The organism is Paenochrobactrum gallinarii, from assembly GCF_014205685.1.
Taxonomy (GTDB): Bacteria; Pseudomonadota; Alphaproteobacteria; order Rhizobiales; family Rhizobiaceae; genus Paenochrobactrum; species Paenochrobactrum gallinarii.
The window spans coordinates 61,766-82,892 of record NZ_JACIIU010000014.1 but is presented as its reverse complement, the minus strand read 5'-3'; the positions used below and the strand labels follow the sequence as shown (position 1 = coordinate 82,892).

Here is a 21,127-nt window from a genome sequence, read left to right as displayed (position 1 = left end):
CATATCGGCCAGCGGCTTCAGAAGTGCCGCAGTTGTAGGCCTGACAGAAGACCGCACTCGATCACATCTCATACGGGGAAGAAACTTCTTGCATTACGGGCGGCAACCACAGAAGCCTCCATGAAACAACAAATGGCGCAGGTGGCGATGCAGGCTCGGTGAGCGTAATCAATAGTGGTGTTATTGTTACATCCGGCAACCGCGCGCATGCGATTGCCGCAGATTCACAGGGTGGAACTGCGGTAGGTGCAAAGTATGGCGATGCCGGTGATGTCAGTGTTGAAAATAGCGGTGACTTATTGACCACTGGCAATGCGGCTTATGCGATCACTGCTTTATCAGAAGGCGCTGTTGCCGGTGCGGTTACCATTCATAATACAGGTGATGTAGTGACAGCCGGAGCTAATGCAAACGGCATTACGGCAAAATCTTTGGGTAAGACAAGTGCGGGCGATGTCAGCCTTGCCAATTCCGCTACTGTGGTAACAAATGGTGCAGGTTCCAATGCATTGACTGCAACCTCTGTCGTGGAAACGGATACACTCTTTGCATCGCGTGCCATGCCGCAACTGGCACAAGCTTCAGCGTTTGAGTTCGAGGCATTTGACTTTGTCACGTTCGGCGGCGGGCAGGCCGGAAATGTCTCTATCGACCATTCAGGCAATTTGATTGCCAGAGGGGAAGGTGCTTCGGCTATTTATGCGCAAAGCACCGGCGCAACGAACGGTAATATTGATATTGTTGTGCAGGCAGAAAGTCTGCTTGTGGGTGGCAGTGCTGGCGGCGCGGGTGTCAGTATTATTGATGGCGCAAAAAACAGCCTTGCCAATCATGGCACAATTACCGCTCTTGGCGACAAGCTTGGCTATATTCCGGGTGCAGACGGCAAATTATTTGCCGCTGGCTGGGTTGATGGCATGGCTATTCAAGGCACAACCGGTACAACGGATATTTCCAATAGCGGGCTTGTCGTTGGTATTATCGATATGGGCATTGGTTCCAATCGATTTACCAATAATCAAGACGCCTGGATTGTTGCCGGTACATATATCGGTCTTGGTGGTCAGTCAGATTCACTCTTTACCAATACGGGTGTTTTAACTTCCGGCGGTATCGGCGCGGTTGAAACAACGGTGATTGATGGTAATTTTGATCAGACTGAAACAGGGAACTATCTGGTTGATCTGGATTTTGCCGATGGTGGTGCCGCAGGTCAAAACATGCGCATTGCTGCATCCACGCCTTCGGCATCCGGCAAGGCAGATCGTCTTGATGTGACCGGACAGGCTAATCTGGGTGGTCATTTGCCGGTGAACATCAGCAATACCGGCCATGCCAAAAGCGGACAGAATGATTATGTGATCGTGCGTGCAGAAGGTGGCGTGCAGGATGACGGCATGAAACTGGAAGCGCCAGACACAGCTGTTGCAACCTTCACCCTTGGCTATACTGAACATGAAACCGTGCTTGGTGCCAATATTGATTATGCGGCTAAAGGTTTGACGGAAAATGGTATTGCCGTTGGTAACACCATCAATGATATTCAGTTTGATCAGACGTCTCCGGCTTTCCGTCCATTGGCGTCGGCTATCTTTGCACAGGCCGATATTGCAAGCCTGCAAAGAACCTATGATCTGATTGACGGTGAAGGCACTGCCGGTGCACAGCAGGCTTATTTCTCCGACACCAATGCCTTTATCGGTGCGGTTTCACAGCAGACCAATATTTGGAGCAATCCTTACCGTCAGGCTAGCGGTCAAACTGACCAAAACTGCACGCTCAAAAATAATCTATGTGTTGAGAGCTTGTGGCGTGGCTGGTATTCCGGTTTCGGCAGCAATACCAGCATCAAGGGCGATCCTTATGTGGTCGGTTCAGGCGACCTGAAAAGCCACAGCAAGGGCATGGCTGCGGGGCTTGATTATGAGCTGACCAAAGACCTGTTGCTTGGTTTCTCTGTAGGCATGAGCAAGGCTGATTTCAAAGTGAATGACCGCCTGACTAAAGGTGATATCGAAATCGGACGCACCGCGATTTATGGTGCTTATCGCCATAATAATTTCTACGTCGATGGTCTTGTCGGTGTGGATTGGTTTAATGCGAGCACTGATCGCTTGGCGGCTATTTTGCCGGCTGCGGGCAATGCGGGCTTCTCGGATCGTCTACAGAACGACTTCTCCGGTTATGGCATTAATGCGCGTCTTGAGACCGGTTATCGTATGGATCTGGGCGGTGTGCAGGTCACCCCGTTTGCTGCCTTGCAATTGTCGAGCTTCCATATGAACAGCTCAACCGAATATGCGGATATTACCGGTGGCGATCTGGCGCTTTATTATAAGAGCAGAACCATTCATTCTGTGCGGCTTTCCTTAGGTGCACAGGTTGATACGCGCATTGACCTTGGTGATAATGCTCATTTCTCACCTTATCTACGTGCGGCATGGGTGCATGAATTTGCCAATAAGCGCTCGGTTGAAGCAGGCTTTATAACTGCACCTGGCTATGAGTTTGTCGTGCATGGGGCAGCACAACCGCGTAATTCTGCACAACTGGAAGCAGGCTTTAACTTGCAGATTGAAACAGGTCTGTCGCTATATGGTAAAGTTACAGGCAGTTTCTCCGGTTCCAATCATGATGTGTCGGGTTCCGGCGGTTTGCGTCTGCGCTGGTAATGGCAAACAGATGATGAATGTCAAAACTTTTTGTCTGGGCGCATTGGTTGTCATCATGGGTGCTGTGGTGCAAGCTACACCATAAGAGAGCAACCAGCAGACTTTATCGCTGACTGGGCTGTCGAATGGTTTTGCTGAGGCTCTTTCTCTCGTGAAATAATAATAGCGGCGCTTTGATAAAAGCGTCGCTGTTTTTTTATTTATTCTGCAATCAATTTGGCAAAGACAGGAGCCGGATCATCGACCTCGATGAGTTTTTTGTTTTCAATGACCCAGGACCGTGTCGCGAAATTGGTGATAAAAGCACGGTCATGGCTGACAAGAAGGCAAGTCGTTTCATGCTCGTTCAACTCGTTTTCCAACAAGTCCTGACCTTCAATATCCAGATGGTTTGTCGGCTCATCCAGCAGATATAAGTGCGGTTCAGTTAAACGCAAAAGCAGCATGGCAAGACGCGCGCGCTGTTCAGCGGAAAGACGCGACACAGCTGCAATCTGTGCCTGAATATTTATGCCGGCGCCAGCCAGTTGTGGACTGCCATGCTGAGTGTCAGCCAGAAAGGGCCAAGTGATGAGCGTATATATTTTTGTTTGATGTCATGCCAGCCGAGCAATGCGGCTAAATCAATTTTTCCAACTGCTTTCAAAATATCATTACATGCAATTTTACGGGCGTTATCTGCCACAAAAGCCTACGTAGAAAAATAAATGCCAGTCTGAAACCCTGATCAAGATTGGTAAAATCTTATGACTTCGTCATATTCGGCACCATTATAAAGGGCGATTATGTCAGTGAGTTTTCAGTGATGTCATTAAACTGTAAAAATAATGAATTATAGAAACCTTATCCTTAAGTAGCTGAATTAAAAAGGTAAAAAATGAATAATTTAAAATGATATAATGATTTTCTGGCGGATATTAACACCCGTTGCCCATAAAAATCCATAGTATTATATTGGCTTTGCCAATATGAGCATTTTAGCATACATAAACTAAACGCTGACATGGCAGGCATGTGCGTTTTTAGGCATATCATAATGGTTTACGGAATTCTTCTCGCGTTTGCATCTTACGCAGCATACGCCGTCAGCGATGCGTGCGTTAAGTTCATTGACGGCTCATTGTCACCATATCAGATTGCCTCGCTGGGCGCGGTTTTTGGCCTGTGCGGCGTGCCTTTTATGAAGGGTGCTAATGATAAGTGGCTGGACATGTTCCGCACGTCAAACCGTCCGATCTGGCTCTTGCGCATTGTCAGCTCGGCGATGGGCACCATTGGTAGTGTGGCGGCATTCACCTATTTATCAATGGCGGAAGCATTCGCGCTGATATTCTTGCTGCCCGCTTTTGTAACTATCTTGTCGGTTTTGTTCTTGGGCGAAAAAGTGGGCTGGCGTCGCTGGTCTGCGGTGATTATTGGTTTTATCGGCGTGTTGATTATCTTGCGCCCCGGTTTCCGTGAGTTATCGCTTGGTCATTTAGGCGCTTTGGTTGCCGGTATGGGTGGTGCGATCGGGATTATTATCTATCGCGTTATGGGCACGCGGGAAAAACGCATATCGCTTTATACCAGCGGATTGCTTGGCCCGATTGTCATCGCAGGCTTTTTAGCCGTGCCCAATTATCAAGCACCGGACACTGTTCAATGGATTTATCTTGCCGGTTATGGCTTGTTGGCAGCGCTTGGTAATGTGTTGCTGATGTTTGCAGCTTTTCGCGCACCCGCCAGTGCTATTGCCTCTCCGCAATATAGCCAGATGATCTGGGCTCTTCTATTTGGCTATTTTGTTTTCCATGACCGTGTGGACATGCCGATGGTTTTGGGTACGGTTTTAATTATTATCTCTGGCTTTTTCACCTTTGTTCGCGAACGTCAGCGCGGCGTGTCAGAGCCTTTGGCTGTGGTGCCAGCCGATGGTGCACCTGTTTTGAACACAGAATTGACGGATATTCAGAAAAACTGAGCTGAGCTTGAAAGCTTGTCATATTTGCCCGTTTCTCTACGAGAAGCGGGCATCATTATCTGTGCTATTTCCCGTGCTTTTGCTTGGTAAATATGTTATATGTCACAAAACTGATATGAGATTCTGCCACATTTTAGCAGTACGGCGTGTATGAGCCGTATTTGCGTTGTTCTTAACGGAAGGCAAGACACTGAGAACAGCTACTGATAAGAAAGTGAAAACCACACTTTCAACAGCCGCAATGGACGATGCCAAGCGCGTCTTAGAGGCTTTCGAACTCGCACTCGCCACATTGGATGATTCCAAGGCTGAGGACATTATCCCGATTGATATGCGTGGAAAATCTGCACTGGGCGATTATATGATTATCGCGTCAGGGCGCTCGCATCGCCATGTTGCGGCTGCGGCAGACCATTTGTTGCGTGCTCTGCGTGAAGCAGGCTATCGCGATATTAAAGTGGAAGGCCTTGAAGGCGGCGACTGGGTGTTGATTGATACAGGCGATATTATCGTTCATATCTTCCGCCCTGAAATCCGCGAATTTTATAATCTGGAAAAAATCTGGGTTGATGCAGATAAACAAGATCTGCGCAAAACAGAAACAGTCCATTAATGAAATTTTGCCCTTTCGCTTCACCGGAAGGGCAAATTACTTTTTGCGAATAAATCCATGCGTATTACAGTTTTTGCCGTCGGACGAATGAAGGCCGGACCGGAACGTGAATTGGCCGACCGTTATTTTGACCGGTTTTCCAAGGCAGGCAGTCCGCTGGGCTTTGATTTTCAAGGTGTGAGCGAAATCACTGAAAGCCGGGCACAGACAGTGGATTTGCGAAAAGCAGAAGAAGCTGCGCGCCTGTTTGAAGCGCTTGATGCCGGTGCAGGGCTTATTCTTTTGGATGAACGCGGCAAGGCGCTAAGCTCTGAAGACTTTGCCGGACAAATGGGGCGACTGCGCGATGACGGCAAACGTCAGCTGATTGTGGCCATTGGCGGGCCTGACGGGCATGATCCGCGTTTGCGGCAAAGAGCGGATTTGGTTCTGGCGCTTGGCTCGCTGACATGGCCGCATCAGATCGCCCGTATTTTGGTGGCTGAGCAGCTTTATCGTGCTGCAACTATTCTTTCCGGACATCCTTATCACCGTTCTTGAATTCCATAGGAATTCATTAATAAGATATGGGATAAGATTATCCCGAATATGTTTCCCAAAATGGGCAACCGGATTTGGGAACATACATAAAAACGATTTGATCAATAAAGTTCAGGATAAAGCCGGATAGAATAGACTAAATGTCATTATGTCATCACCTTCAAAGAGCGATGCTTAAGGTTGCGCAGGCTATGGTCTGGCGCGGCTTTTTTGGTGTTGCGGCTATGGCAATGACGGTTGGTTTTGTGTCTGCACCGGTTTTTGCGCAGACCCCCATGCAGCTTGAACGTGAAAAAGCTGATGCTGAACTGCGAAAATTAAATGAAGAAGTGCTGATCACACAAGAAAAACTGAACCAGATGGAGGCGGAAGTCGCCGCTCTCAAAAAGGATCAGGCGAGTTTAAGTGCAGCCCTTATTCAATCTGCCAAAACTGACAAGAAACTCGAGCAAGATATTGCTGATACGGGTGAGCGCTTGATTTCGTTGCTAGAGCAGGAAGATGGCATCCGCGTATCATTGCAATCACGGCGTGGCGCGTTGGCTGAAGTGCTGGCAGCTCTTCAGCGGATGGGTTTAAACCCGCCGCCTGCAATTTTGGTGCGCCCTGATGATGCTTTGGCCTCCGTGCGCAGCGCCGTTTTGCTGGGTGCTGTTGTGCCGGAAATGCGTCAGCAAACCGAAGAGCTGATGGATGATTTGAAGGAAATGGAGCGATTAACCGCTTCCATTACTGCTGAACAACAACGACTGGTGACAGCACGCAAGGAACAGGCTGAAGAGCATAAACGGCAGGAATTGCTGCTGGAAGAAAAGAAAAAACTTCAGGAAACCTCCACTGATGAATTGCTTGTCATGCGCAAAACTTCGGAAGCATTGGCTGCAAAAGCCACCAGCTTGCAGGAGCTGATTGCCGGACTGGACAAGCAAATGGATGGTGTGCGTTCTGCTGCGGAAGCTGCTAAACGTGCCGAAGCTGACCGGTTGGCCGCAGGGCAAGAACGTGCCGAACAGGGCGTGGCTGATACCAGTCATTTGATTGCTGAGGGCAGCTTTGAAAAGCTGCAAGGGCAGCTCGGGTTTCCGGCAGCCGGTAAAATCATTCGCAAATTTGGTGCAAATGATGGTCTTGGCGGCACAATGATGGGAGAAATTTTACAAACTCCTCCTTCTGCCACGATTACGTCACCTTCCGATGGCGTTGTGTTATATGCAGGGGTTTTCCGTTCTTACGGGCAACTCTTGATACTCGATGCCGGTGGCGGATACCATGTCGTCATGGCGGGTATGGGGCGAATCAATGTGTCACAAGGACAGTTTATGCTAGCGGGAGAACCTGTCGGCACTATGGGAGAAAAGCTTTTGGCCAGCGTTGCGTCAGTGAATGTTGATGACAGCGCCCCTTTACTTTACATCGAATTTAGAAAAGATGGAAAACCCGTCGACCCGGCTCCGTGGTGGGCCGAGCGGCTTTCGGGAAGGACATAGAAATGATACGTAAATTATCGCTGCTTTTTGCCGGAGCCTTAATGGGCGCATCAGCAATTGTGATGGTTCAGGGAGCACCTGCCTCCATTGCCAATGCAGCCTCCGGCGCGTCGAGCGATACCTATAAAAAGCTCGCTGTGTTCGGCGATATTTTTGAGCGTGTGCGCGGCCAGTATGTAACGCCGCCTGATGAGCAGAAGCTGGTGGAAAGCGCCATTAACGGCATGCTGACATCGCTTGATCCGCACTCCTCCTATCTTAATCCGGAAGCCGCACAAGATATGCGCGTTCAAACCAAGGGCGAATTTGGCGGCCTTGGCATTGAAGTGACGATGGATGGCGATCTGGTTAAAGTGATTGCGCCGATTGATGATACGCCCGCTTCCAAAGCCGGTGTGTTGGCTGGTGATCTGATCAGCCAGATTGACGGTGCTGAAGTGCGCGGCCTCAGCCTCAATGATGCTGTCGACAAAATGCGCGGCCCGATCAACACTTCAATTGAACTGACATTGATCCGTCAGGGCGTTGATAAGCCGATTAAGCTGAAAATTACCCGTGATGTGGTGAAGGTGAAGGCTGTCCGTTACCGCGTTGAAGGCGATGTCGGTTATTTGCGCGTCATTTCCTTTACTGAACAGACTTTTGATGATCTGAAAAAAGCCATCAAAGACATCCAGTCGCAAATTCCTGAAGACAAGCTGAAAGGTTTTGTCCTTGATCTGCGTCTCAATCCGGGTGGTCTGCTCGATCAGGCTGTCGCTGTTTCGGATGCCTTCCTTGATAAGGGTGAAATCGTTTCAACCCGAGGCCGTGATCCGCAGGATGTTACCCGCTTTGATGCGCGCAGCGGTGATTTGGTGGATGGCAAGCCGATTATTGTCATGGTCAATGGTGGTTCTGCGTCTGCGTCTGAAATTGTGGCGGGTGCCTTGCAGGACCATCGCCGTGCAACCGTGCTTGGTACACAAAGCTTTGGTAAAGGCTCAGTGCAGACTATTATTCCGCTTGGCGAAAATGGTTCATTGCGTCTGACCACAGCGCTTTATTATACCCCGTCCGGAAAGTCTATTCAGGGCAAAGGCATTACGCCTGACATCAAAGTGGAGCAACCATTGCCACCGGAGCTTCGCGGTGAAGATGTGACGCGTGGTGAATCCGGCCTCAAGGGGCATATTAAAGGTGCCATTGAGGATGAAGAAGGTTCAGGGTCACCGGCCTATGTACCGGCCGAGCCAAAAGACGATGTCCAGCTGGCTGAAGCGTTGAAGCTTTTGCGCGGTGAAGAAAAGAATGCGGCCTTCCCGCCGGATCCTAAAAAAGCAGCGCTCGCAGAGTAATCTCTGCACGGAAACATCCTTATAATGTAAAAAGCGGGTGCAATTTTTGCATCCGCTTTTTTGTTATGTTTTGTTGATAAAGATGCCTTATAGAATAGGGCAGATGAAGACGGAGTATGCCGGATGGCTGACAAACAGAAGCTGATTGATCCTGAAACTTTACCTTACCGCCCTTGTGTGGGCTTGATGGTTTTAAACCGTGACGGGTTGGTGTGGTCTGGCCGGCGTATCATCGTGCCGGAAGGTGAGATGGAAGGCGCAACGCAGCTTTGGCAAATGCCTCAAGGCGGCATTGATAAAGGCGAAGAACCGGTTGAGGCAGCTTTGCGAGAGCTTTATGAAGAAACCGGAATGCGCTCGGTTTCGCTGCTGGCGGAAGCACCGGAGTGGATTAATTATGATCTGCCGGTACATTTGATCGGGAAAGCGCTTAAGGGCAAATATCGCGGCCAGACACAAAAATGGTTTGCCTATCGCTTTGAAGGCGATGAAAACGAAATTGCTATTAATCCGCCTCCGGGGGACGAAGTTGCAGAATTTGACGCTTGGGAATGGAAACCGATGGATGATCTGCCACAGCTGATTGTACCATTTAAGCGCAAATTATATCAGGAAGTTGTGCGTAATTTCCGCCATTTGGCACCATAAATTAAAGCGTCAGACTCTATTCTGACTGTGGCTCAATAAATAGACTTGTAAATTTCTGTATCTTGAGGAAACTTTGTCCGTCACGTAATTTTCTTGCGAAGGAAACATAATGGACGGACAAAGCCTTATTGTATTTCTGATTGTTGGTTTGGTTGCTGGTTGGCTGGCAGGCACTATAGTGCGTGGCGGCGGTTTCGGCATGATCGGCAATATCGTGATTGGTGTAATCGGCGCATTTTTTGCCGGTTGGCTATTGCCGCGTCTTGGCTTTAGTGTTGGTGGCGGCTTTATCGCTTCTGTAGTCAATGCTTTTATTGGCGCGGCGATTTTGCTGGTTGTTTTGCGCGTTATTAAACGAGCGTGATTATTCGACAAAAATTTTCACACTGGCTGCGCGGCCTGCCGCATCAATCACAGTCAGTGTGGAATAACCAATGCCATCAGGTTGCCATTGTATAGTGCGTCGGCGTTCCGGTTCGCCTAAAGGTTTGCCATTGGCCAGCCAGCGAAACGGTGCGCGCCCGCCTTGCATTTTTAAAACCAAAGGTGATGCTTTCTCACCATTGGGTCCGTTATTGGGAGTGAGTTCCACATGCACACCATTGGGCGGGAAGGTGATTTGTGGTGCCGGTTCTGCTGTCGCTTTGAGCATGATGAGGCCGTCATTGACATTGGAAAAACGCCCTAATGTGACGGGCAGTTCGTTGCTGTTTAAATGCAGCGCCCCATAAGGCGCGCGCGGGAAGGGCACTGCCGCTAAACCGGATTTGACAAAAGCTTCAAACAAAATGGGGGCTGCTGATAAATATCCGGTCAAACCTGCAACAGGGCCGCCATCAGCGCGGCCAACCCAAACGCCTGTCACATAGCGCCCGTCATAACCAACAGACCATGCATCGCGATAGCCATAGGACGTGCCGGTTTTATAAGCCAGAATGCGCCGCGCTGCACCTTCGGGAGGGCGAATGCCGGATAAAATATCAGCAATCTGCCATGTGGCAGTTTCGCTTAAAATTGTGGCGCCGCTGACGGCCGGTTCTGTTTTTTCGGTGCCGTCTCGCAATGTGGCGGTTTTGCCGCCATTGGCAAGGCCGGTGTAAAGCTGCACAAGGTCGCGCAAATTGATGCCTGCGCCGCCTAAACCGATCGCAAGACCGGGAGCTTCATTTTTAGGCAATTGCAATGTTACGCCAGCCTGACGAAAACGGGTGGTCAGTTGCAATGGCCCGACAGCATCCAGCAAGCTGATGGTTGGCACATTCAACGACATTTGCAGCGCCTGGCGGATGGTGACATCGCCTTGATAACTCATATCAAAATTGCGCGGACGATAACCGGCAAAATCGGTTGGTCGATCCTGAATGATTGTTTCCTGTGCGATCAAGCCTTGTTCAAAGGCCAAGCCATAAATGAAGGGTTTGAGCGTTGAACCGGGTGAGCGGACAGCGCGGCTCATATCAATCCAGCCCTGAATGCGGCTATCAAAATAATTGGCAGAACCAACGGAGGCTAGAATATTGCCATTGCGGCTGTCGGCCAAAATAATGGCGACAGAGGTTTTATTGCCGATTTTTGTGGCATGAGCTTTAGCAACATCTTCCAATCCTTGTTGCGCTTGTTTCATTAAGGTCAATTGATGGCGCGGATTGCTCGGATCTTTTTTGATCGCCTCATCCGATAAATGCGCCGCTAATGCCGGTAATGCAAAACGTTTGGATGCTACCATCTCGCGTTGGCTGCGGATTACTTCCTGCGCGGAAATAATCTCGGCATTTTCCATTCTGGCCAGCACACGGTCACGCGCATTTTGGGCGTTTTCACGGTAGCGGTCAGGGCGGCGGCGTTCGGGCAATTGCGGCAGGGCAACAAGGAGTGCCGCTTGCGCGGTGGTCAGGCGTTTAGGCTCTTGACCAAAATATGCAAGTGACGCGGAGCGCACACCTTCCAGATTGCCGCCATAGGGCGCAAGTGTCAGATAGCGTTCGAGGATTTGTTCTTTGGTGAGGCGGCGTTCAATTTGAACAGCGCGGGCAATTTGCAAAAATTTGGAACCGAGATTGCGGTTTTCACGCGGTTCGATCAGACGTGCCAACTGCATCGACAAAGTGGAGCCGCCGGACACAATCCGCCCATTGGTGACAAGCTGTTTGGCTGCACGTAAAAGCGCCCAAAAATCAATGCCCGCATGATCGTAGAAACGCTTATCTTCATAGGCGATCAGCATTTTAACGAGCAGCGGATCGACATCTTCGATTTTGGTGTTTAGCCGCCAATAGCCGTCAGGGGTGGTGAAGGCGCGCAATAAATGATCATCACGATCCACGATTTCGGTGGAAACGGTCAAGCGTTCAGGCAGAGGGGGCGGGAAAGCCTGATCCAGCATGTTCAGGCTAATTGTACCCACAATGGCGATGCCGCTTACAAAAAGGGCACCGCCAATGAGTATTTTTTTCCCCAATTTACCAAGTCGCAACATGTTAAGGCGTTGCGACTTCCATCATGCCGGTGGATGTACGCGCCGAAAACTGTGGGCGATACATGTCCTCAACCGTTGCGGCAGGATGGGTGTAAATACCAGGTGTTACCGCACGCACCACATAAGCAAGGGTAATTTGCTTTTTATTGCCTGCATCGCGGTCAAAAGCTGCCACAAAACGATCATTGCGGAATTCGAGATGGGCGGCTTCGGTACGTTCCAGCCATGAGAAATTAACCAGATCAGCACTGTTTACCAGACGCGGATTGTCGATTTCAAAACCAGCTGGCAACAGGTCAGTGACCAGCACGCGTGATGCCCAGTTTTGCAAATCATCAACCTTTAAGACGACAACAAAGCGCTGGTTCTGCTCCACACTGGTGATGTTGGTTTCTTCACCATCCAAGGTGTAATATGTGCGCTGAATGTTGAAACCGTCACCACCGGCCGGCAGTGATTGCGCCGGTGGGGCAACAGCCGTAATCACTGCTTGCACCGGATCAGTGCTTTGATTGTTGAGGTTGACCGGTGATTGTTCCAGCGCAACACCGCTATAACGCTGCGAGAACTGACCATCATAAATTGTGCCGTCAACATCCAGTTTGATGCTGGAGTTGTTTTCCTGCAAACCGCGTGCTGCTAGCAGCATCCATGCCTGATCTTGTGTGCTCATATAGCGGCTTTCCTGACGCATCTGACCAACAAGTTTAACCAGCTCCGGTACGATTTTGGGCATCGGCTTGGTTTCGGCAGCCAGTGCCAGCACAGCCGCGCCATCGCGCAGACGTGAACCATAATCTGTGCGGTTGTAGTTATGTTTCGGTGTCAGCTGGCTGAAATTGAGCGCTGCTTGAAAGGTACGGTCCGAGCGTGGCTGATCGCCATAAAGCGAGAGTGCTGCTGCAATTTGTGCCACAGCCATCGGGCTTTCAAAAGCTTCCAGCTGTGTATCTGCATAATAACGCAGATCACCGACTGATGCCTTTTTGTTGCGTGCCAATACATAAAGCGCATAGGCAATTTCATTGCCGTGCTCTTGAATATTGGTGTTGTAGCTCAGCGCATTTTGCAAATTATTCAAGGCTGAGACAAGCGCACGTTCAGGTACAATATAGTCCTTTTCACGTGCACGGGTCAGGAAGTCGGTGACATAAGCATCCAGCCAAGGATCGTTGGAGCCCGGCCCCCAAAGACCGAATGAACCTGACGAAGACTGGAAGTTCAGCACACGGTAAATCGCATCCTGAACGCGGGTTTTAATCGCATCCTGATCATCGCTGCTAATTGCATCTTTGGTGCTTGCAGCCATTTCCTGCAAATATAGCAATGGCATTGCACGGCTGGTAGTCTGCTCGGTGCAGCCATAAGGATAGCGATCAAGCGCCAGCAACATGGAAGTGATGTCAAATGCAGCATTGCGGCTGACATCCACACTGACATGAGCGCCATCCAGCAGGTTTTGTGAGAGAAGTTCGCCGTCGATGGTCAAGCCCTGACCGGCAGATAAATCCACCACATAGCGGCTGGTGATCGGCAGATCCACAGGGCGCACATTGAGGTTCAAAATCTGCTCAACCATGATGCCGCTATCATTCGCCACACGGATGGTTACAAACCCGTCACCGGTTGCCTGCGCTTCCAGCGGTACCGTCACCGAAATGCGTTTTCCGCCCTGAAGCGACAGGGTCTGAGAGGCTGCATCATCGCTGACGTTAAGGTTGTCGCTGGTTTCAACGGTCAATTGATAATCGCCGTCCGGTGCATCTGTATTGGCGATGTCAAAACGGATGGTGGACATGTCACCCGGTGCCATAAAGCGTGGCATCCCGGCGGTAATGACCAACGGATCACGGATGATCACGTCTTTTTCAGCATGACCAAGGGCTGATTTTGTCCATGCGACAGCCATAACTCTGGCGGTGCCGTTAAATTGCGGCAGGTCAAAATCGATTATCGCTTTGCCGTCACTGTCAAGCTCGACAATGCCGGAGAAAAGCGCCAGCAGTTTTTCGGTCGGAGGGCTGCCCTCTGAGCCCATATTGCCGCCGTCACCACCGGTGCGTAACTTGCCGGTGACACCGAGTGAGCCATCAATGAGGCGACCATAAATGTCGCGCATTTCAAGCCCCAATTGACGCTGACCGAAGAACCAGTCTTCGGGATTTGGCGCGCTATAACGGGTGAGGTTCAAAATGCCGACATCAACTGCCGCCACCATTACATAGGCTTGCTGGTTGCCAGCATTTGTAACGGTAACCGGTACAGAGAGCGTTGATTTTGGTTCGGTTTTTTCAGGCAATGCCAGATCAATGGCCAGACTTCTCAGTTCCGGGTCAACTTTCAGCCATTTCAGGCCGATAGCGCGTGCTGGCATTCGGCTTGTCGTGGCACTACCCGGACGATAAAGGGTTGCGGTTACATATGTGCCCGCCCCAAAACTTGCATCAACCGGAATATCAACGATCAGACCGTTTTCCGGCACACTGACATTAATAGTCTGGATTAGTTTTTCAGTGCCGATTGTAATCAGCATTTCACCGGCAAAACGTGGGGAGATATTGAGTTTTGCAGTGTCGCCAATGGCATATTGCTCTTTATCAAGGGCAATTTCCAAGCCGTCCGGTGTTTCGGTGGATGTTGAAGAAACATACCAGCCTGCATCAAATTCATAGGAAGACGCAGGGCCGGAGGCATCCGCAGTTTCAACTTCAAGACGGTAGCGCCCCCAGTCAACCGGCATGGATATGGCTACATCGTCGTTTTCATCAATATTGACCTCACCATCAGCCACCGCTTTGGTAAATGTGACGGCCTCATAATTCCATGAGCTACCGCTGCGATACCATTGATATTGACGCTCAATTTTCATCAGCGACCATTTTGCACCGTCCATAGCGATGCGCTTGCCGCTGGCATTGCTGGCCAGCAGGCTGAACTTGGCAGTGCCACCCTGCGGAACCTCGCCGCCAGCAAAATCCGGACGGATACCAATCATATTGGTCTGTGGTTTGATGGTTAAATCCAGCGAACGCTCAACAGCACGCCCACCGGTTTCACGCATGCGCACATTGACATGGGCCGACAACAGACGCGTGGTGGACGGCAGCTCATTGATAGCAACCGGAATGGTCGCCTTGCCGTTTTCATCGGCATTGTCGAGATTATTAAGTGCGTTGCGGGTGTTGCCGCCTTCTTGTTCATCTGCAAGGCCAAAATAATAAGACGGGAAACGGTCCCACTTGCGGCTGGTGGCAACAGTGACATCGCCTTCCAGTGCCAGACCGGCAGCTGGTGCGCCATATAAGAAGCGGCCATCAACTGACAGTTGAGCAGTTTCGCTTGTCCCGATTTCGGATTTGTCTGAGGTCAGATCAAATTCGATCCGGTCAGGCACAAAATCTTCAACCAGAAACATCTGTGAAGACACAGCGCTTTGCTTCGGATCTGTGTAAACTGAAACCGTCCAGGTGCCGAGCATAGCGTTTGGCATCAAGGTCAGATCAACGGCGTAACCGCCGGCAGAATTGCTGTCGACGACAAGGCGGCGATCTTCAGCCCCATCAGGACGACGGAAAATGAATGTCAGCGGCAGTTTTTCAACCGCATCTGCCTTATCATCACGCGCAAGCGCTGCCACATGCACGGTTTCACCGGCACGGTAGATGCCGCGTTCTGTCCAGCTCATTACGTCCAGTGTTTCAGGCGTTGCACGGCCTGTCACACCGCGGTCGGAAAGGTCAAATCCCGGACGGGTCATATCTAAGAAGACAAAGTCGGTGTCTGATTGGTCATGGGTGCTTTCGGCCATGAGCACGGCAGGCGCCATACCGTCAGTTCCGCGGCTTAAGCCCGGATTGAAAATGGCTTTACCTCCTTTGTCCGTGACAGCTTCGCCCAGAATTTCATTGTTGCGGGCAAGCAAAGTGAGTTTGACATCTGCAACCGGTTTGGCGGAGCCAAGGGAACGGGCAAAAACATGCAGACCGTCCTGACCGGTATAAGTTGCCAAGCCGATATCGGAGACAACAAACCATTGTGTTGCGACCGTGTCATAGGTATCGGTTTTTTTATCTGCATGTTCGGCAGTCATGATGTATACGCCGGGCTTGCGTTCCGGCAGCGCTTCATCAATCGGGAAACTGGTGGTGGCTTCTTTATTCAGCTGGTTGTCAGCAACCTCAATTTCGCCTTCCCAAACAGGAGCGCCCATCTGGTCAACCAGGGAGCTGACATCATAGCCATCCAATTGACGCAGGAACTGATAGCCGGACAAAAGCTGCGCAAGGGAGCGGTCGCCCACACGGAAAAGCTTTACTTTAGCTGTTTCCATATTGATGCTGACCATCGGAATGCCGCGGCGGGCTGTTGATGGCAGCACAAAGCTGTCACCGGTAAAGCGTACTGAAGGTGCGCGATCCTGCACATAGACATTTAAAACAACGGTCGAGCTTAAAGTTTCGCCAATATTGGATGGCAAACCAGCACGGAATGAAACCTGATAATCCTGTCCATGGCTTAAGCCCTCAATGCAAATCTGGCGTTCTTTGGCTTCGATAGCTTTAGGTGCCTGATTGTCGACTTTGATGAAAGATGCGTAATCAACGCCGCTTTTGACGAGGTCTTCAGAAAATTGGGCACAAATACGTGGCGAGGCGCTGTCATTATCAACACTGTGATCGACAATGCGGAAACCTTTGCGGGCACGCAAATCTTCATAAAGGGCGCGTACAGAAGCCGAATTGGCTAAATTCAGGCTGGCATCATAGGCTTGCAATGCCGGACGGTTATAATCGCGGCGCTCCAAGGAAGTGGCAAGCGAGGCCAGTGCATCGGCGCGGGTTTTGGTGCTGCGCGACGTTTGATAAGCATTCAGAGCTGCCGAACTTGCATCGCGGCGATATTGGGAGCGTTCTTCGCTATTGTCAGTTTTAGTGCTTAAAATTGCCTGTGCGAGTGTATTCCAGACGCGGCTGTCATCAGAACTAATGCCGGCAGCATGGCGTAGTGCTTCGGTTGCATTGCGCGGGTCGCCGTTTTTTAATGCCGATTGCGCGATGACAAGCCAATCTGAAAGACCGGTATCACCGTGGTCTGCTTGTTCCAGCTTGGTTTTCAGACGTCGGGCTTCTTCAAAAATATTATCGCCGACATAGGTCAGCAGAGGCGGGGCGCCAATATCAGGCGCAGTTTCAGGATTAACTATCTTGCCGGCAATGGCACCGGCTGCAGCATTGAGTTGATTATAATCGCTTTTCAGGAAGCACCATTGCGCTTTTTGATTATAGGTAAAAGCGCGGCAATTATTATCGCCCAGACAAGTGGATTTACATTGATCAAGTGAGAGATTTTTCTCAGTGCGCAGATCAAAGCCGAAATAATCGCCATTCTCGGTGGTTTGTATTTGCCGCGTTTCAGCCGCTATAACAGGTTGCATCATAAAAAATGATGCGATCAGGGCAAGTGTTATGCGCTTGAGGCTGGACGACATGAAAGGCTTCCTTGAGTTTTATAATCAAGCTATTAGGCAGAAGTGGCCTTGGTAAGGTCAGGTCAATACAAACTCACATTTATATTACCTAAAAGATATGTGCAAAATATAAAACAAAAGACGCATTTTGACTATGATCCACAAAAAACGTGCAAGCTTAATGGTATGGATAGAATTTGCAGGTCAGGCTGAGACGTGGCATGTAAAAAAGCCTGAAAGTGTAATGGGTGGTGTAGACTTTGTCTTTTAATGGCAGAACAATTGCAGGGCTTTTGATGACCGCTTCGGCTGGTTTTGTGGATGTTATTGCCTTTTTGCAACTAGGCGGTTTCTTTGCTTCTTTTATGAGCGGCAACACGACTCAGTTGGGGATCGGCCTTGCCGGACATCCAAACTTCACCGGTCAAGTGATGGTATGGTTTCCGGCAGCTCTTATTATATTGTTTTTCACCGGCGCATTTTTAGGCACCCTGATGATGAGTGTTTTTGCTCATAACGGCAATATTTTCGTGCTTGCCGGTGTCCTTGTTCTTATCGGCGTGGTGATCGCACTCAAACAAGCCGACATGGTTTACTTACAGCCGACTTTGCTGCTTGCTGCGGCAATGGGCATGCAAAATGCGTCATTACAGCAGAGGGGCACTGCAAAACTGGGCGCTACTTATGTTACCGGAACCTTGTTTAGTGCTGCGGCTGATCTGGCACGCTCTATTACCGGAGAAGTGCCGAAAGGCCGATGGCTTGAGCATTTCTATGTCTGGCTTGCCCTGATGGTTGGAGCAATCAGCGGCGGATTTGCTGATTTGTGGCTGGGTTTGATGGCGCTTAGCATTCCGTTTGTCATTATCTCAGCGGTGCTTATTTTCCGTTTGTTGAAATTATTCAACGACTAAAGGAAAAGCCGTTTTTCATTTTCCACCAATTGCGAAATCAGGGTGGAAATCGCTGTCACACGGCGCAAGGTGCGCGCACTTTCATGATAGGCCAGCCAATAAGAACGCTTGATAAAGCGTTCGGGCAATATCGGCACTAAATTGGGATGCTCACGGGCAATGAATGCGTGCAAAATGCCGATGCCCGCACCAGCCTTTACTGCTTCCATCTGACCAAGCGCGCTGGAAACTTCAAAATCCGGCCGCCAGTCGCGGCTGATTTCCGGTGCGTAGGCAAGGGACGGGTTAATCACAAGGTCTTCCACATAACCGATCAGGCGATGATTGGCTAATTCGTCGATCATTTGCGGCAGGCCATGTTCAGCCAGATAATCTTTGTGCGCATAAAGGCCGAGTGTATAATCAACCAGCTTTCTGGCCACCAAACGGCCTTGATCGGGACGCTCCACCGTTATGGCAATATCGGCTTCGCGGCGCGAAAGCGAAAAAGAGCGGGGCACCGGCACCAATTGCACCGTCAGATCAGGATATTGTGCGGTGAGCTTGGCAAGGCGTGGCGCCAGAAAGGTAACACCGAAACCATCGGGTGCCCCAATGCGCACAGTGCCCGCCACTGCAATATCGGCATTGCCGACATGGGCGCGTGCGGCCAGCATTTCAGCCTCCATGCGTTCGGCAGCGAGCAAAAATTCTTCACCCGCCTGTGTCAGGCTGGAACCGTTGGTGCGTCTGGAAAGCAGCGTAGTTGACAGGGCAGTTTCCAAAGCGGTGAGGCGTCGCGCCACCGTTGTGTGATTAATACCAAGCCTGCGCGCCGCGCCTAAAATCTGGCCGGAGCGGGCGACTGCCAAGAAAATGCGAATATCATCCCAGTTCATAAAATTACTATTACTATAGTTTTTGCACAACGGATACTCTTTTTGAGTAGTTGCAAATGTTATTTTGCAGAGCGATGATGTGATTATGCGGTTTATCGGACTCATTGTGAACGATAGCCGGTTTTGAGATTTTTCAGGGAGGTCTTCGATGTTGAAATACGGCCATTTTATCAACGGTAAGAACGTTGAAGGTAAAAGCGGACGCACCACTGAGGTGTTCCAGCCGCTCGACGGTACTGTGCGCGGCACAGTTGATCTGGCAACCAAAGATGAAGTACGTGCAGCTGTAGAAAATGCAAAAGCAGCACAGCCAGCATGGGCAGCTACCAACCCGCAGCGCCGTGCACGCGTTATGCGTAAGTTTCTTGAACTGGTTGAAGCTGAATATGACAGCCTGGCAGAATTGCTTGCCCGTGAACACGGCAAAACCATTCCTGATGCCAAGGGCGACATCCAGCGCGGTCTTGAAGTTATCGAGTTCTGCCTTGGTGCACCGCACCTGATGAAAGGTGAATTCACCGATTCAGCTGGTACAGGCATTGATACATATTCCATGCGTCAGCCTTTGGGCGTTGTTGCAGGTATCACCCCGTTTAACTTCCCTGCGATGATCCCGCTGTGGAAGGCAGGTCCTGCGATTGCTTGCGGTAACGCATTCATCCTGAAACCTTCAGAACGCGATCCGGGCGTGCCGATGCGTTTGGCAGAGCTGTTCATGGAAGCTGGTCTTCCTGCCGGTATCTTCAACGTCGTCAATGGTGACAAAGAATCCGTTGATGCGCTTCTCGATGATCCGGATGTAAAAGCAATCGGCTTTGTTGGTTCCACACCAATTGCCCATTACATCTACTCCCGCGGTTGCGCAAACGGCAAGCGTGTTCAGTGCTTCGGTGGCGCGAAAAACCATATGCTGATCATGCCTGATGCAGATATGGACCAAACTGTTGATGCTCTGATCGGTGCCGGTTACGGTTCTGCCGGTGAGCGTTGCATGGCGATCTCCGTTGCTGTTCCTGTTGGTGAAGACACCGCAGAACGCCTGATGGAAAAACTGATCCCACGCGTTGAAGCTCTGCGTGTTGGCCCGTCAACCGATGGCACCGCAGATTACGGCCCGCTGGTAACACAGGCAGCTGTTGATCGCGTTCGCGGTTATGTAGATGCAGGCGTTAAAGAAGGTGCGAAGCTCGTTGTTGACGGCCGCGACTTCAAAATGCAGGGCTATGAAAAAGGCTTCTATCTGGGCGGTTGCTTGTTCGACCACGTCACACCGGATATGTCGATCTATAAAGAAGAAATCTTCGGCCCTGTTCTCGCTGTTGTACGTGCGAAAACTTATGAAGAAGCTTTGGCTCTGCCAAATGATCACGAATATGGTAACGGTGTTGCGATCTTCACCCGTGATGGTGATGCAGCCCGTGACTTCGCCTCCCGCGTTCAGGTTGGCATGGTTGGTATTAACGTGCCAATTCCTGTTCCGATCGCTTACTACACCTTCGGTGGCTGGAAAGGTTCAGGCTTCGGCGATTTGAACCAGCACGGTACTGACGCATTCCGCTTCTACACCAAAACCAAAACCGTGACTTCACGCTGGCCGTCAGGTGTTAAAGATGGTGCGGAATTCGTTATCCCGACCATGAACTAATTATATCAGCTTTGCATGTCCTTAGCCTTTTATGGCTGCCGATATGTGAGCGAAAAACAAAAAGCCCCGTCAGTTATGGCGGGGTTTTTTATTTTCATTATTTTTCACTTGCAGGAATTCAGCAGAGGCATAACACTGCATATTGATTGATCTTATCACACCGCAAAATTAAACCGGATGGTATGATGCAGCAGAAAGACGATGTTTCAGGTGAAAAAGAAAATGCTTTTTCATCAAAAAGATATGATGATGCGCGTAAGGCTGAATCGGAAGACATACTGGCGCGGATAAAATCAGAAACCGGCTCTGGTGCGACAGGTGTCATCGCGCGAAGCTTTAGCCGAGGTCGGGAACACTTGAAAGCAAGTGAACTTGACAGCCAGGATCGGGTGGAAGTCTGGGCAACACGCGCCGGACGGATATTGGGTCTTATCATTATGCTGGCCATGATTTTATGGCTGGTTCTCTATCTGTTGCAAGCCTGAAC

15 protein-coding genes are annotated in these 21,127 nt (G+C 50.3%); 11 read left to right on the top strand and 4 right to left on the bottom strand.

Translation table 11 applies throughout. The annotated features are described in order from the left end of the window. Positions 1-158 precede the first annotated feature (158 nt). Positions 159-2,672 carry an autotransporter domain-containing protein gene (locus tag FHS77_RS16440; protein ID WP_184223864.1) on the top strand — a complete coding sequence of 838 codons (2,514 nt, stop codon included), beginning with the start codon at positions 159-161 and terminating at the stop codon, positions 2,670-2,672. Positions 2,673-2,872: 200 nt separating this feature from the next. Here FHS77_RS16440 and FHS77_RS12480 read toward each other — a convergent pair whose 3' ends face one another. Beyond that, a complete protein-coding gene (locus tag FHS77_RS12480) occupies positions 2,873-3,157 on the bottom strand; it encodes a P-loop NTPase family protein (RefSeq protein ID WP_184223862.1) in 285 nt (94 codons plus the stop codon). A gap of 551 nt (positions 3,158-3,708) precedes the next feature. Here FHS77_RS12480 and FHS77_RS12475 point away from each other — a divergent pair. The 7 genes from FHS77_RS12475 (at position 3,709) to FHS77_RS12445 (ending at position 9,624) form a co-directional block, all read left to right on the top strand. Then, positions 3,709-4,635: a DMT family transporter gene (locus tag FHS77_RS12475; protein ID WP_184223860.1), complete on the top strand. Its 927-nt coding sequence runs from the start codon at positions 3,709-3,711 to the stop codon at positions 4,633-4,635. Positions 4,636-4,876: 241 nt separating this feature from the next. Continuing rightward, a complete protein-coding gene (gene rsfS, locus FHS77_RS12470) occupies positions 4,877-5,248 on the top strand; it encodes a ribosome silencing factor (RefSeq protein ID WP_184223873.1) in 372 nt (123 codons plus the stop codon). A 57-nt stretch (positions 5,249-5,305) separates the two neighbouring features. After that, on the top strand, positions 5,306-5,788 hold the full coding sequence (rlmH, locus tag FHS77_RS12465; protein WP_184223858.1) for a 23S rRNA (pseudouridine(1915)-N(3))-methyltransferase RlmH: 483 nt from the start codon (positions 5,306-5,308) through the stop codon (positions 5,786-5,788). 170 nt (positions 5,789-5,958) lie between these two features. Continuing rightward, positions 5,959-7,275 (top strand): murein hydrolase activator EnvC family protein, encoded by a 1,317-nt coding sequence (locus tag FHS77_RS12460; RefSeq protein ID WP_184223856.1) that lies wholly within the window; start codon positions 5,959-5,961, stop codon positions 7,273-7,275. A 2-nt stretch (positions 7,276-7,277) separates the two neighbouring features. Further along, positions 7,278-8,612 carry a S41 family peptidase gene (locus FHS77_RS12455; RefSeq protein ID WP_184223854.1) on the top strand — a complete coding sequence of 445 codons (1,335 nt, stop codon included), beginning with the start codon at positions 7,278-7,280 and terminating at the stop codon, positions 8,610-8,612. Between the two features lie 123 nt (positions 8,613-8,735). Further along, the gene (locus tag FHS77_RS12450; protein ID WP_184223853.1) at positions 8,736-9,260 is read left to right on the top strand and encodes an RNA pyrophosphohydrolase; all 525 of its coding nucleotides are present in this window, start codon (positions 8,736-8,738) and stop codon (positions 9,258-9,260) included. 109 nt (positions 9,261-9,369) lie between these two features. After that, positions 9,370-9,624: a GlsB/YeaQ/YmgE family stress response membrane protein gene (locus FHS77_RS12445; RefSeq protein ID WP_184223851.1), complete on the top strand. Its 255-nt coding sequence runs from the start codon at positions 9,370-9,372 to the stop codon at positions 9,622-9,624. On the opposite strand, the gene pbpC is transcribed toward FHS77_RS12445, so the two are convergent. Beyond that, entirely contained in the window at positions 9,625-11,736 is a 2,112-nt protein-coding gene (gene pbpC / locus FHS77_RS12440) for a penicillin-binding protein 1C (protein ID WP_184223849.1), read from the bottom strand. A 1-nt stretch (position 11,737) separates the two neighbouring features. Then, positions 11,738-17,224 carry an alpha-2-macroglobulin family protein gene (locus FHS77_RS12435; protein WP_184223847.1) on the bottom strand — a complete coding sequence of 1,829 codons (5,487 nt, stop codon included), beginning with the start codon at positions 17,222-17,224 and terminating at the stop codon, positions 11,738-11,740. A gap of 239 nt (positions 17,225-17,463) precedes the next feature. Here FHS77_RS12435 and FHS77_RS12430 point away from each other — a divergent pair, with 239 nt between their 5' ends. Next, on the top strand, positions 17,464-18,117 hold the full coding sequence (locus FHS77_RS12430; protein WP_374786262.1) for a YoaK family protein: 654 nt from the start codon (positions 17,464-17,466) through the stop codon (positions 18,115-18,117). Here FHS77_RS12430 and FHS77_RS12425 read toward each other — a convergent pair. Beyond that, on the bottom strand, positions 18,114-18,995 hold the full coding sequence (locus tag FHS77_RS12425; RefSeq protein WP_184223845.1) for a LysR family transcriptional regulator: 882 nt from the start codon (positions 18,993-18,995) through the stop codon (positions 18,114-18,116). The two genes, FHS77_RS12430 and FHS77_RS12425, sit on opposite strands and share 4 nt — an antisense overlap. Positions 18,996-19,143: 148 nt before the next feature. Here FHS77_RS12425 and FHS77_RS12420 point away from each other — a divergent pair, with 148 nt between their 5' ends. Further along, complete coding sequence (locus tag FHS77_RS12420; RefSeq protein ID WP_184223843.1) at positions 19,144-20,640, top strand: CoA-acylating methylmalonate-semialdehyde dehydrogenase; 1,497 nt, start codon at positions 19,144-19,146, stop codon at positions 20,638-20,640. 185 nt (positions 20,641-20,825) lie between these two features. Then, the gene (locus FHS77_RS12415; RefSeq protein ID WP_184223841.1) at positions 20,826-21,125 is read left to right on the top strand and encodes a hypothetical protein; all 300 of its coding nucleotides are present in this window, start codon (positions 20,826-20,828) and stop codon (positions 21,123-21,125) included. The last annotated feature ends 2 nt before the right edge of the window (positions 21,126-21,127 follow it).

Excerpts from the sequence above, each read along its gene's own strand:
- FHS77_RS12475 (WP_184223860.1), top strand. The coding sequence starts at position 3,709 with ATGGTTTACGGAATTCTTCTCGCGTTTGCATCTTACGCAGCATACGCC.
- rsfS (WP_184223873.1), top strand. The coding sequence starts at position 4,877 with ATGGACGATGCCAAGCGCGTCTTAGAGGCTTTCGAACTCGCACTCGCC.
- rlmH (WP_184223858.1), top strand. The coding sequence starts at position 5,306 with ATGCGTATTACAGTTTTTGCCGTCGGACGAATGAAGGCCGGACCGGAA.
- FHS77_RS12460 (WP_184223856.1), top strand. The coding sequence starts at position 5,959 with ATGCTTAAGGTTGCGCAGGCTATGGTCTGGCGCGGCTTTTTTGGTGTT.
- FHS77_RS12455 (WP_184223854.1), top strand. The coding sequence starts at position 7,278 with ATGATACGTAAATTATCGCTGCTTTTTGCCGGAGCCTTAATGGGCGCA.
- FHS77_RS12450 (WP_184223853.1), top strand. The coding sequence starts at position 8,736 with ATGGCTGACAAACAGAAGCTGATTGATCCTGAAACTTTACCTTACCGC.
- FHS77_RS12445 (WP_184223851.1), top strand. The coding sequence starts at position 9,370 with ATGGACGGACAAAGCCTTATTGTATTTCTGATTGTTGGTTTGGTTGCT.
- pbpC (WP_184223849.1), bottom strand. The coding sequence starts at position 11,736 with ATGTTGCGACTTGGTAAATTGGGGAAAAAAATACTCATTGGCGGTGCC.
- FHS77_RS12435 (WP_184223847.1), bottom strand. The coding sequence starts at position 17,224 with ATGTCGTCCAGCCTCAAGCGCATAACACTTGCCCTGATCGCATCATTT.
- FHS77_RS12425 (WP_184223845.1), bottom strand. The coding sequence starts at position 18,995 with ATGAACTGGGATGATATTCGCATTTTCTTGGCAGTCGCCCGCTCCGGC.
- FHS77_RS12420 (WP_184223843.1), top strand. The coding sequence starts at position 19,144 with ATGTTGAAATACGGCCATTTTATCAACGGTAAGAACGTTGAAGGTAAA.
- FHS77_RS12415 (WP_184223841.1), top strand. The coding sequence starts at position 20,826 with ATGCAGCAGAAAGACGATGTTTCAGGTGAAAAAGAAAATGCTTTTTCA.